This window comes from Alloacidobacterium dinghuense (genome assembly GCF_014274465.1).
In the GTDB taxonomy this organism is placed as follows: domain Bacteria; phylum Acidobacteriota; class Terriglobia; order Terriglobales; family Acidobacteriaceae; genus Alloacidobacterium; species Alloacidobacterium dinghuense.
Window position 1 is genome coordinate 1,339,829 of sequence record NZ_CP060394.1, and the last position, 13,069, is coordinate 1,352,897.

Genomic DNA, 13,069 nt, shown 5'->3' on the forward strand with positions numbered 1-13,069 from the left:
CGACAAATGACAGAAGTCTCACAGCACATTTCAACCCGCACCAAACAGCATTTCCGTATGCAAATGCTCGCCCTGATCGGTATCTGTATGACGCCTTGCTTGATGTCATACGCTCAGGCGCAAGTCTTCGCGGATTACCCGCAGACCCGAGGCAGGATTGAGCAATTGAAACAGGAAGACTTTCCTTCCTGGCTCAGTCTGGATATGCAGATCAGGCTGCGCACCGAGGACCAGACGTCCTATCAATATATCCCCGGGAACAGCCGAGTTTACGAGCTGACGCGTGTATACGGTGGACTTACCCTGCAGCCTGCTTCGTATCTCACCGGCTATGTGCAGTTTATCGATACGCACGCATTAGGACTGCCGGTGAAGCATGTTGCTGCGAATATGCGTGATGTCTTTGATCTGCGCCAAGGGTACCTAGAATATCACCACGATAATATCAGGCTGTACGCGGGAAGAAGGGAATTGAAGTATGGCGATGAACGCGTTGTCGGAATAAGCGACTTCACCAATAACAGTAGAACCTGGGATGGATTCTTTGGGCATTTTGGTGACAAGACGGGCAAGAACAAGGTCGATGTCTTTAGCACTTCAGTTGTTACAGTTCATCCTACTTCGCTAGACAAGCATGGGGCAGGGCTGACCTTTCATGGCGTCTACGGGACCATCGGCTCGTGGATTCCAAATAGTATCCTCCAGCCGTTTGTCCTGGTCAGAGCCTTGCCCCGTGTGAAGAGCCAGCAGGGGATTTACGGCTCAGAGATAGAGACCACGTTTGGCGCCGAAATGGACGGGCGCCTCCCTGGAAGCTTTGAGTACGATGTTTTAGGAGACCTGCAACGCGGCAGTTACTCGAACGACTCGATTCATGCCGGCGCAGGTATTGTAAAGGTCGCACACGTATTCACTTCTCTTCCGTGGAAGCTGCGGCTCGGCGGAGAATATGACTACGCCACAGGCAACCCTCATCAGAATCCCAATCGCATAAGTACCTACGATCAACAATACCCCAGCAACCACAATGCTTTTGGACTCTTTGATCTCTTTGGCTTCCAGAACATAAGGGAGAGAAGAGTCAATCTGGACCTCGCGCCAACAGAGAACCTCTCGCTGCTGTTCCAGGGAGAAGCGCTCGGCGTCTCTTCACGGTTTGACAGTGTTTACGACGGTGTTGCAGGAGTTGTAGTGCAAGCTCCAGCCCACGGCTTTGCAACCAACAATATTGGCGACGGCTTTGACGCGTCAGCAAAGTATGTGTTCCATAATTACTGGGTCCTGAACGCCGGAGTTGGGCACTTCTTTCCGGGGAGCTTGATGGCAGCCAATAGTCATGGCGCCCCCCTTACATATTCGTATTTCTCTATTACCTACCGTTTCAAGTTGGGTAAGTGATAAATGGGGCCTTCTCATTGACAGAGTTATAGGCCGCCCCCGTCAATTGCATCGATCGTGTGTCGAAACTCTGTGGTCTCTGTCGCGGTCTAAATAGACGGTTCTGATACTTTTCAACTGCACAAAGACATTCGCAGAACGACGTCCTGTGGAACCGGTTATATCGAAGACTGCTTTCTTGCATCAGCTCTGTCATCGCGAATGCTCTCAAGGCATTGAAAGGGAAATGTACAATGACCAGTGAAAACGACGGTTTAGATACGCAGAAACAGCTACCGGCCTCACATCAGAGTTGATGCTTCAGGAAGCTGAAGCAGATCCCAGTCGGCCGCAGCTATTCAGCTACGGCTGACCTTCGAAGCGCGGACCCGTGGGGAGGCCATGTGGTCTCCATCGTGCTCCATAGGGCGCCTTTTCGCGCACGATCAACAACTCGACACAGACAATTTCTGGGATATGCCTGAGCATATGCTGTACGCCTGTTTCGGAAGTGGCGCGAAGTGGAGCGCGGGCGCCCCACTCGACGGCTTGATGTCGAAATCCGTTAGCTGCTGTCGAGATTTCGACCAGAGTTCGGATATGTGCTAAGTCTGCCTTAAGACCCCCTGAGAAGAAGGCGCCTTCAATTCAATGACATCGCTGGAGTCGCTATCTGCGCCGGACTCTGGCATTGCGCCTGCACTAGAGCTGTCAAGACTAATAAGGCTGCCGAGGAGCAAGATCAACCTTCCATGCCTTGGAGAATACGATGCGTTCTGAACTGGTCTTTGGCGCAATGACCCACGTCTCAAATCGTTTTTTACTTACCAAGCTTGCCGCGAGGGCAACTCGCAAATTACATAGGCCAAATACTCGCATACAAGAGACGATGAACGATGTGCTTGTACGCTTCAGTCATGCCAACCCCTTGGGAGGCGTTCCGCACACCGGCAACGTGCAGCGGTTCCGTCGCGCTGCATAGGCTGAGGTTTATTCGCCCTGTGTACATCAGAGTCTCGAACTGCGCGGTCATTGTTCGATCGTCTCCGAACACGGTTTATTCAAAACGATGGACCTGATGGACGACTAGGAAACGAAAAGAGGTGAATATGTTAGCGCAATTGCAAAGTGTAGACGAAAGAGGAATCCAGTACGCGACCGCTGCCGACTTCTGCGAAATCTTCGCGAAAGAGATGCACAGTCTGTACCTGCTCTCGTTCCTGCTAACCGCAGACAAGGACAAAGCCGAACAATGTTTTGTCGGCGGGTTAGGAGAGTGTGTCAAGGGAATTAGCGCCTTCATGGAGTGGTCGCGCCTGTGGGCTCGGCGCGCGATTATTAAGCAGGCCATTCTGATGATGAGACCCGCGCCGGAAGACAGGGATTACTGGTCGCCTATCAGCGCTAAAGGGACGGCAGCTCCCCTAAAGAATAGCCTTTTTGCCGCCATTCTTTCACTCTGTACCTTCGAACGGTTTGTCTTCGTCCTGTCCATTCTCGAAGGGCAGTCAGACGGAGATTGCTTAAGTCTTCTCAAATGCTCTCGGAGGGATCTCATGATAGCCCGCGAGTTGGCTTTGAGATTCCTTGCAACAGCCGACAAGGGCGGCGATCACCTTCATGAAGCTTTGTATGCGTGGCGGACATTTCTAAGTTCGCCAAGATGGCCCGAATGGTGAATGCAACCACTCAAGCATTCTGTTGCTCGCTTTACACCTGGCAAGACTGGGTCAATACAGCCGCACTCCATGAGATTTCATTTCGCTCATGCTTGAGAGCCTCGCGGTTCAGAGGACAGGTCCATCAGGCGGGTCCTAAGGAAAAGACATGGTCAATTTAATATTTTTTGTAGACATGGTGGTTTTTGCAATGGTGATTGCTTGCGCTGCCTCACTGCTGCGAGGGGACTCGAAGAGAAGGAGGGTCTTTCCTCACAGCGATGTTGTTCATACGTGCGTAAAGCAGAGCGAAACATCCGGGGAACTCAATGGGGCAGCATCTGGGGAAGGAGAAAATCAATTATCTGCGGTATTCCTGATGTTGCCTCACCTAGGACGCAGGGTCAGGCAAATAAAGTGCGCTGAAATCCGCCTTGAACGACCGCAGTAAATGTCGTCCATCTAGTCGAAATCTGTGGAACTTCGCTCTATCGCTCGCTCCAACTCCTTCCAGGAACTTATGTGGCGCACGTCGAAACTATTTCCCGGCTTTTGTTTCCCCCGGTCCGCTTAATCATCAATAAGCGTCTTTAAAAATCCGACCACCGCATCTTCTCCCCTTCTCCATCATTCCCAAGTCACCGAGTTGTCTTTTTGTTCGAAACATGGAGTGCAGGCTAGGTGTACCTCAGGCGGTTACAGTGGGTGACCACAAGCTCGCCCATAGAGTGTCCGAGTATGGTGCGAGCGGCATACAAACATCCGATTTGAGATGCGTCTGCGCAACCAGGCAAATCCCGACATTCAGATAAGCCCTCCACCCGAATCGAGCTAATTCTCATGAAGTAATGACATCTCTGACTATCGACATCTGTGACGGGTCTTCGACATCGGATGACGGAGCAATTCCGCTAAATCCAACAATGTGCGCGTTGGCCTCCTCGTGAGAAGTGGTATATCGATTGCTTTTATCAGAGTTAGGAGAAAAACATATGAGGCAGAAGCTTTCTTTGTTCTTACTTGGTATCTCGTTGTTCAGTAGTGCCGCGTCGCTCCAAGCGCAAGTCAAAACGGATTACGATCACAGCGCCGCCTTTAGTTCCTACAAGACGTATTCCTGGTTGAAGGTTCAATCGGGCGACTCACTCTGGGATGACCGAATCAAGCAGGACGTGGATTCCCAACTTGCCGCAAAAGGCTGGACCAAGGTTGATTCGAACGGGGACGCATCGGTGAGTGCCTTCCGACGCACCCATGATCAGAAGACGCTCGAGACCTTCTATGACGGCTTCGGCGGCGGATGGCGCTGGAGAGGTTTCGGCGGTGGCAATGCCATGGCGACAACGACCACCGATGTCACGAAGGTCGGTAATGTCGTTGTCGATATCTTCGATACCCACACCCAAAAGCTGATTTGGCGTGGTACGGATACTGATGATTTGTCTTCGAACGCAGATAAGAACATCCAGAAGCTCGCAAAGGATCTCAACAACATGTTCAAGAAGTTCCCACCGAAGTAGTACTTCACAAGCTTGGCCGGCGGATACCTTCAGGCATCGTGACGCGGTTGTCTACAGCTGCGATGCCTCTTAAGGAGTCTTAGCGTGTCCAGCCACTCTCTTCGACGCGTTTCTCGCCTTAATCCGGGCCTCTGGATTACGGGTGAAAAGCGAGCACCTAGAAGCGCACATCGAGATGATTTCCATAGGAACAGGCCTCTTTGCTGCATACACCTTTTAGGAGACTTCCTCTACGCAAGGGGGTCCGTTCGCATGCGCTGCTTCTACGGCAGCACTTCTTATGCAGAGAGACGACATCTATCTGGATTGTCAAACTTGCGCTCGATCGACCCTATACATTCATCGTTGCCTCCATCCTGATTCTCCTTCTAGGGGTTTCGTCATCAACCAAATCAAGAACGAAATACTCCCCGCTGTGCAGGCAGGTGCTCCAAAGGGCATGAAGATCCAGGGGTTGTTCGATCAGTCGGTCATCGTCCGCGCATCGATCGAGGGCGTCCTGCGCGAGGGAATCATCGCCTCCTGCCTCACTGCTCTGATGATCCTCGTCTTCCTGGGTAGCTGGCGTAGTACGCTGATCATCGCCATCTCCATTCCCGCTTTCCATCCTAAGTCCATCATCATTCTGAATGCGCTTGGACAGACTCTGAACACCATGACACTGGGCGGACTGGCGCTAACCATCGGCATTCTTGTGGACGACGCCACGGTTACGATCGAGAACATTCACCGGCAACGGAGAAGCAGCCGCTCTTTGATGCCGTGCTGCAGGGGGCCGCAGAGATCGCGACACCCACGTTCGTATCGACTCTAACCATCTGCATCGTCTTCGTCTCGGTAGTCTTTCTTACCGGGCCTGCGAAATACCTCTTTACGCCGATGGCGATGCCGATCTGCTCATTCGCGGCAGCCATGCGCCGCTCGTCGGCTGCGATCGCCCGGCCTTTCGATTACCGTCTTGCGGCCACCCGATGGCATTAGACACAATGGTGTGTATCGGAGCAAGTGGCCCGTGACCAATGTTGTGAAGATGCGCCATTATGGGGTGGCGGCGATCGCCTGCGGAATTGCCTTAGTAGTCGCACGGCCGCTGAAGGCTGAATCCTCATGTTTCCTGCTCGCCATCATCGTCAGCAGTCTCTTCGGCGGTCGCGGACCGGGGCTACTCGCCGTTGGGCTTTCTACAATCGCGTTTGACATTTTCTTTCTCCCCGCCCCGCTCCCACTATCGAGCGATCCATCCTCTTACTTGCGGCTCGGAGTATTTCTCGCTGCAGCGATCACGGCGAGCCAACTGATCGAAGCCAAGAAGCGCATTGAGGAAACTCTGCGCCGAACACAGGCACGGCTTTCGCGAGCAACACAGATCGCAACAGTAGCAGAGCTGGCAGCCTCAATCGCACATGAAATCAGCCAACCCCTGAGCGCGGTAGTAGCTAACGGTCAAGCATGCACACAATGGCTGGCGGCGGAGCCACCCAATATGACCAACGCGCGGATAGCGGCGGAGAGGATCGTTCGCGATGGCAAGGATGCGGGAGAGGTAGTGCGGCGCTTACGGGAACTCTTTAAAAAGAATGCGCTCACGAAGGTGGACTTGGATGTCAATGACGTCGTCCACGAGGTGATTCGATTGATCCGCACCGAAGTTGTGAGAAAACGAATCACTGTTGAGACCGATCTGGAGAAGAAGCTTCCATTTGTGCAGGGCGATCGTGTGCAGTTGCAACAGGTCATTTTCAACTTGCTCCTCAATGGAATCGAAGCGATGGAGGCCGTGAACGACCGCCCGAGAAAACTTTGGATCTGCTCGAAGTTGCGGGGAGGGGATGCGATCGTCGTCGAGATACGCGATCACGGCAGTGGCCTGGCGGATGCGGAGAAGGTATTTGAGGCTTTCTATACTACGAAGGAAAAGGGGATGGGAATGGGACTAGCGATTTGCCGTTCAATCGTCGAAGCACATGGAGGTCTCTTGGGGATTAGTCCCTCCCATGGTCCGGGAACAACATTTTTCTTCACTTTGCCGCTTGAATCGAGTCAATCTACATGACCGAAGACCAACCCATCATCTATGTACTCGATGATGACCACCGAGTGCGCGAAGCTCTGTCGAGTCTTCTGTCATCGTTGGGGCTGCGAGTGGAGGTATTCGCCTCCGCCGCAGAGTATCTGCAATTCAAGAAGCCTGACGCTCCGGCATGCTTGATTTTAGATCTGGAGTTGCCCGGTATGAATGGCCTGGAACTTCAACAGGAAATTGCGGGGGATTATTCGCTACCCATCGTTTTTGTCACGGGGCATGGAGATGTACCCTCATCGGTTCGTGCCATGAAAGCCGGAGCCGTCGAGTTTCTGCTGAAGCCATTCGATAATCAGGAACTCTTGAGAAGCATAGACGCGGCCATCCTCCAGGATCGCGAAGCGCGGGTAAAGAGAGCAGAAATCATTGAACTGCGAAGGCGCTACGCACTGCTAACTCCCCGCGAGCGAGAAGTCCTACCCTTCGTGGTGGCCGGGCTACTCAACAAGCAAACCGCCGGTGAACTCGGCACCAGTGAAATTACCATCCAGGTTCATCGCGGACAGATTATGCGCAAGATGGCCGCGTCTTCGCTGGCAGAGCTTGTGAAAATGGCCGGTAAACTGGGGATTTCCTGAGAGTTAAGCGGCTTATATGAAGACATAATAGGCAGCCATTCGACTTCTCGCTACTATCGAACCATGGAGCGAGGCCACTTTCCCCAATGAATGTTATTTCAAAGCCGATCGTCGCTGTCGTCGACGATGATCCCAGGATTCGCGAGTCTCTAGAGAGTCTCATCGAATCCGCCGGCTTGAAAGCTCGGGTGTTTTCGCTCGCAGAAGATTTTCTAGATGGGGAGATTCTGGCAGTAACGAGTTGTTTGATCACAGACGTCCGGATGCCGAAGATGGATGGTCTGGAACTGCAACGACGGCTCAGGATAAAACGCCCGGAACTGCCCGTCATCTTTATTACCGCTCATCACGAGGACCAGATAGAGCGATGTGCTTTTGCGCAAGGGGCGGCTTTTTTTGTGCATAAGCCATTTGATGCTGATGAATTGCTTTGTGCCCTCAAGTTAGCTCTGAGGAGGGCTCAGGGTGACGACGAGAAGACTTTAGAGAAAAGGTGAGATCATGAAACTTCCTGAACTGATTGGATCGAGTGCACGATTTCAATCTGTGCTCGACGATGTAAGAGTCGTAGCCTCGGCCGAGTGCGCGGTCTTGGTACAAGGCGAAACAGGGACGGGGAAAGAAGTGATCGCTCGAGCGATCCACGAGTCTGGCCCGCGCCAGAAGGGCCCCTTCGTTGGGCTTAATTGCGCGGCGATCCCAGGAGCATTGTTGGAGAGCGAACTCTTCGGCCACGAGCGAGGAGCTTTTACTGGGGCTGTCGCGCAGACCACCGGGCGCTTTCAAGCCGCGAATGGCGGGACCCTATTTCTTGACGAGATTGGGGACCTTCCTCTGGAACTCCAGCCGAAACTCTTGCGAGTATTGCAAGAACAGCAATACGAACGCTTAGGCAGCACCCGCACAATACAAGCCAACGTGCGCGTTATCGCAGCAACCAATCAAGATCTGTGGCGCATGGTGGAAGAGAAGAGCTTCCGCGCGGATCTCTACTATCGGCTGAGCGTCTTTCCCCTCAGCCTCCCGCCCCTCCGCGAACGAAGAGAGGATGTTCCGCCTTTGGTGAATTATTTTGTTCGCAGGTTCTCGCGTCAGATGAACAAGTCAATCGAACACATTCCAGACGAAGTGATCGAGGTTCTCAAGAGCTACCACTGGCCCGGCAACATACGGGAGCTGCAGAATTTTATTGAGCGCTCCGTGCTTGTGACGCCAGGACCGGTTCTGTCACCGAGAATTGCCGAGCTCAAGGTTCTGATGCATGCAGCCACCTCAGCACCGACACAAACACAAACCCTCTCCGATGCGGAGCGCTCTCACATCGTAGGAGTTTTGAAAGAAACGAATTGGGTTATCGGCGGGCGCAACGGCGCGGCCGCCCGACTAGGCCTTCCGCGGACTACACTCATTTCCCGGATGCAGAAGCTAGGAATCTCGAACAACCCAGGTGGCCTCCACCTGGCTTCCTTAGAGGGTGCAACATTGGTTCCTCATCGGAATGAATCGCAGCTTTTAGCAAGCTAGGGTTCCGAGTGTCGAATATCTGCAACTCTTACAAAACCCAATGCTAGGGCCGCTTCGGTCATACCAACCCTATTGGATGCACGTGGCTTGTTCGCCAGGTGCCGGCCGAACTGCTGCGCTAGCAGTTGAAGCCACTGGTCGCTGTGTGTAAGACGCGATTCAGTGCATGCACCGCTGTTAGCCAGTCGTCTCCGGAATGAAAGAAGCGAATCTGTTTGGGTCAATGGATCAAGACCTGGACAGCACCTGCGGTCAGATGCACGTCTACACGCTGACTATGTCGATCGACTGACTTTGAACAAGCTGATCGAGAAAGCCTGAACATTGCGGCTGAATCCACCTTGGATGTTTTGGTCCAACAACGAGAGGAGAGTCTTATGCATCATCGTAAATTGTTTTTACTAGCCATCCTGACAGTTGCTATGCTGAGTGTCCTACGCCCAGTATCTGCTGAAGTCGCCATCAACATCGGAGTGCCGCCGACTTGCCCATACGGTTACTTCGACTACGCCCCATACAACTGTGCCCCGTACGGGTATTACGGGCCTGAATGGTTCAGCGGCGGTGTGTTTATCGGGGTCGGTCCTTGGTTCCACGGCTCACAGGGCTTCTACGGCCATGTCGACAACCGTTTCGATCCAAATCACGGCTACCGCGGTCCATTGCCCGAGCATGGAGACAGGGCCTTCAACCACTTCCACGGCAATGAGATCCGTGACGGGCGCGGCCACGTGGGCGGCGGCGGTCACGGAGGTGGTCATCGCTAATAACGGATACACGCAGAATGAGTGAGTGCGACTCTAGCGAGTTGCACTCCTCGTGCTTCCTCCTCCCCAGCCGTAAGCTGCGACGACACTAGTTACTGACTCGCTTGGGAACAACACGCGACCTTACTCACTGCCGACACATCGCCTGCGGATAACACGTTGCGCCGGCATTCGGATTTGCGAATGAGTCATGGTTATCTTCAGACGTGCAGTAGCAAGTGTCGAAAACTCTATGGCCTCTGTCGAGGTTTAGACAGATACGAAGATCTTTCTAGAACGACGTCATGTGGAATCAGTTACATCGACGGCTGCTCTTTAGACCAGTTCTGGCATCACGAATGCCCTGAATCTATTGAAGGAGAAAAGCACAATGACCACAGAAAACAACGATCCAGATGCGCAGAAGAAGCATGATGATTCCAACTCCCCCAAAACTGCCGAGGGGAAACGGATAAGTCGCCTCGCCAATGAATTTGCGAAGCGGGCTAAGGAAAGGCAACTCCGTTACGACGAGGGACACAACATCTTTACAAAGTAGGGGTGAATCCGTGTAAGGGTTCTTCACTACCCGCCTTCATCCGAGGTGATGTTTCGGGAAGCTGAAGCAGATCACCAATTGGCTGCAGTCTCCAACTACGGCTGGCTTCGGAGCGCGAATACCTGGGAAGGCCAAGTGCCTTCCCGGTCTTTCACGCAGGGATGGACGACCATGGGGGCGAGTTTGAAAGCCACGGGCGCCCACGCGGGAGCAGCTTGCTTATTGCCCCCGAACGATGTCACGGAGTACCTTCCCGAACTCGTGAATCTCCTCAACGGTGTTGTAGTGGACAAGCGATGCGCGGTTGACACCGACATCGAGGCTCGCGCCCAGGCGCTTCATCAATCGCGGGGCGTACATGTGGCCGTCGCGAATGCCGATGCCGCGGTCCGACATGATCTCTGTGACAAACGCCGGCGCGACGTTGGGATCACACACGGGCAATCAGGCGAAAGAACATAGGACTATCGGCTACTCACTGGCGAGAAGCAGAGAAGCGGACATCCCATTCATTCATCGCGGAGCAGAATCATCGGATCAACGGCGAGGGCACGTCGAGCGGGCACTAAGGCTGCGACAATGCCTACGCAGAGCATAGTGAGAATGACACCGCCGAGAATGACCGGGTCTTTTGGCGTCGCCTGATACACGATAGATGAAAGCACACGCGTTGCCAGTACACCGAGGATCAGGCCAGCTATCGATCCAATGGCGAGCAACCGAAAAGTACGTCCGAGAGCAGCGCCGAGCACCTTGCGTTGATCGGCTCCGAGCGCTATGCGAATGCCGAGTTCGCGGAGGCGTTTGCTGACTGTGTAGGAGGCCATGCCGAAGATTCCGGTGATGGCAAGCATCGCGCCAAGTAGCCCGAGCACACCAAGTGACACGGTGGCTACGCGGGCGGCGAAGAGGGCGGAATCCAACTCCCTGTTCCAGGTTTTGATTTCAAGAGGCAGAGCGGGATCGAGGCTGCGCATCGAGCGTTGCAGGGCTGCGGCAATCTCCTGCGGATCGCGCTGCGATCGAACGACGAGCCAAGTATCGCTGGAAGGGTGCTGGAGGAAGGAAAAGAACATGGCCGGCTTTTGATCTTCGGTCAGGGTTTCATATTTGCCATCTTCTATAATGCCGATGACTTCCGCCCGCTGGCCGCCCCAGAACTTGAAATGGTTACCTACTGCCTTGTCAGCGGATCCGAAGACCTTGCGGGCAAATTCGCGATTCACCACAGCCACGATAGGAGCCTTGTCTTCATCGTGCATGGTGAACGTTCGGCCGGCGAGCAGCGCAGTCCCGGCGGCACGGAAATAGTCAGGCGAGACATTGAAGTTCTGGGCATCGGCTGCAGCGTTCGTCGGGCGGAAATCGGTGGTGGTGTCGGTAAATACGTCGGAATCCCCTCCGCCGAGACTGAGTGGAAGGCGATCGGCATATCCCACGGCTGCGACGCCAGGAATCGCGGCGGCGGCCTCGAGCATGCGCTTCTGCATTTGCACGCGCTGGCCGGGATCATACCCAGCCATTTGCAGATCGGTCTGCACGAGCATCACACTCTTAGGCTGAACACCGTAATTACTCTCAAGCGAACGAGCCAGGCCGCGCACGGCGACGAGTGAAGCGGTGACTAAAACTGCGCAAATGGCGATCTGAAGGCCAAGAAGTATGTCGCGCAGTGTAAAGCGGCGCGTGCTGCCTACACTTGTCGTCCCGGAGCGAATGATCTGCCAGGGATCGGAGCGGAGAATCTGGCGGACTGGAACCAAGCCGAAGAACAGCCCACTGAAAACAGCCAACAGGAAGGCGAGAGCGTAGGTTTTCGCGTCCGGATTTACCGGCACATTGATCGGGATATTCGGAATCGGTCGCCACGTGCTGAGGGTGCGCAGGATGACCACAGCTCCCGCCATCCCTAAAGCACCCCCGGCCAGAGAAACCAAAACGGCTTCGGTGAGGAGCTGGCGGAGGATGAGCTGGCGACGCGATCCAAGCGCCATGCGGACTGCGATTTCGCGCGAGCGATCCGCTGCGCGCGCGGCGAACAAACTACCGAGATTGGCGCACGCGGCAAGCAGAATAAGACCTGCAAGGAGCATGAGCCCCAGCATGAAAGCGCGCGTGGGCCGGCCGAGGGTATTTCCGGCGAGTCCGGGGTGGGACAAGGAGAATTTCAGGCCATCATCCGATTTGGGATATGTCTTCGCCAGCGAATTTGCAATTGTGTTCAAGTCTGAGGTGGCTGCGGCCGGTGTTACTCCGGGCTTGAGGTGTCCTATCGCCCAGGCGTTATGGTTGCCGCGCTCTTCCAGTGAGTCCCAATCGGCGATTTGATGCGCATCGACTATGGGAGCCCAAAAATCGGGCGCGAAGAAGAGTTCGGTGCCGCGGAAGTCGGGTGGAGCAACACCAACGATGGTGAAGGGATGCTTATTGATCTGAACAGTACGACCCACTGCGGCAGGGTCGCCGTTAAAGTGGCTGTGCCAGAGCGCATAACTCAGAACGATCTCGGGGACGCTGTTCGGCCCATGTTCTTCGGAAGCATGGATGAATCGGCCAAGGTAGGGCTGTATGCCGAGGGCATCGAAATAATTGCCGCTAATCATGTAAGGCCAGACCACGGAAGGATTTCCGTGACCGGTATCGAGCCCGACGCCGCCCATAATGTCGTATAGCACCAGCGAATCGAAGCTGCGATTCCTGTCGCGCAGGTCGATGTAATCCGGATACGACTCCGATGGACTTGTGTCCGACCCATAGGCGCGCTCCAGCATGAAGAGGTTCTCGGGGTGAGGCACGTTGAGCGGTCGCAGGATCAACGCATTCAGGACGCTGAACACGATTGCATTGGCGCCAATCGCGAGTGCCAGTGTGAGCACGGCGGTCAGGGCGAATCCAGGCGCTTTTCGCAACTGTCGTAAAGCAAGTCGTATATCGGCGTTCATGCTTCCCCCATTACGCATCATTGCCTGTCTTTTGCTGGTGGCCCAGGCTGTATCAGAATGTACGCTCGTTCAAGAGCCGCGG

General features: G+C 54.3%; 12 protein-coding genes. 10 read left to right on the forward strand and 2 right to left on the reverse strand.

Annotation, left to right across the window (positions count from 1 at the left end):
• Window positions 1-6 precede the first annotated feature (6 nt).
• From H7849_RS05430 to H7849_RS05475, 10 genes are all read left to right on the forward strand, one after another.
• Window positions 7-1,398: an alginate export family protein gene (locus tag H7849_RS05430; protein WP_186744790.1), complete on the forward strand. Its 1,392-nt coding sequence runs from the start codon at window positions 7-9 to the stop codon at window positions 1,396-1,398.
• 1,088 nt (window positions 1,399-2,486) lie between these two features.
• On the forward strand, window positions 2,487-3,056 hold the full coding sequence (locus H7849_RS05435) for a hypothetical protein (RefSeq protein WP_186744792.1): 570 nt from the start codon (window positions 2,487-2,489) through the stop codon (window positions 3,054-3,056).
• Window positions 3,057-4,027: 971 nt separating this feature from the next.
• Complete coding sequence (locus H7849_RS05440) at window positions 4,028-4,555, forward strand: DUF4136 domain-containing protein (RefSeq protein WP_186744793.1); 528 nt, start codon at window positions 4,028-4,030, stop codon at window positions 4,553-4,555.
• A 439-nt stretch (window positions 4,556-4,994) separates the two neighbouring features.
• Complete coding sequence (locus H7849_RS05445) at window positions 4,995-5,369, forward strand: efflux RND transporter permease subunit (RefSeq protein WP_349627455.1); 375 nt, start codon at window positions 4,995-4,997, stop codon at window positions 5,367-5,369.
• A 198-nt stretch (window positions 5,370-5,567) separates the two neighbouring features.
• Complete coding sequence (locus H7849_RS05450) at window positions 5,568-6,608, forward strand: sensor histidine kinase (protein WP_186744794.1); 1,041 nt, start codon at window positions 5,568-5,570, stop codon at window positions 6,606-6,608.
• Window positions 6,605-7,216, forward strand: coding sequence for a response regulator transcription factor (locus H7849_RS05455; RefSeq protein WP_186744796.1), 612 nt, complete (start codon window positions 6,605-6,607; stop codon window positions 7,214-7,216). Before H7849_RS05450 ends, H7849_RS05455 begins: the two co-directional genes overlap by 4 nt.
• An 86-nt stretch (window positions 7,217-7,302) precedes the next feature.
• Window positions 7,303-7,713: a response regulator gene (locus H7849_RS05460; RefSeq protein WP_186744798.1), complete on the forward strand. Its 411-nt coding sequence runs from the start codon at window positions 7,303-7,305 to the stop codon at window positions 7,711-7,713.
• Between the two features lie 4 nt (window positions 7,714-7,717).
• Entirely contained in the window at window positions 7,718-8,740 is a 1,023-nt protein-coding gene (locus H7849_RS05465) for a sigma-54 interaction domain-containing protein (RefSeq protein WP_186744800.1), read from the forward strand.
• Window positions 8,741-9,117: 377 nt separating this feature from the next.
• On the forward strand, window positions 9,118-9,507 hold the full coding sequence (locus H7849_RS05470; RefSeq protein ID WP_186744801.1) for a hypothetical protein: 390 nt from the start codon (window positions 9,118-9,120) through the stop codon (window positions 9,505-9,507).
• Between the two features lie 370 nt (window positions 9,508-9,877).
• On the forward strand, window positions 9,878-10,045 hold the full coding sequence (locus tag H7849_RS05475; protein WP_186744803.1) for a hypothetical protein: 168 nt from the start codon (window positions 9,878-9,880) through the stop codon (window positions 10,043-10,045).
• Window positions 10,046-10,264: 219 nt separating this feature from the next.
• On the opposite strand, the gene H7849_RS05480 is transcribed toward H7849_RS05475, so the two are convergent.
• Window positions 10,265-10,483 (reverse strand): aminotransferase class V-fold PLP-dependent enzyme, encoded by a 219-nt coding sequence (locus H7849_RS05480; RefSeq protein WP_285288930.1) that lies wholly within the window; start codon window positions 10,481-10,483, stop codon window positions 10,265-10,267.
• 71 nt (window positions 10,484-10,554) lie between these two features.
• On the reverse strand, window positions 10,555-12,987 hold the full coding sequence (locus tag H7849_RS05485; RefSeq protein WP_186744807.1) for an ABC transporter permease: 2,433 nt from the start codon (window positions 12,985-12,987) through the stop codon (window positions 10,555-10,557).
• Window positions 12,988-13,069: the final 82 nt, after the last annotated feature.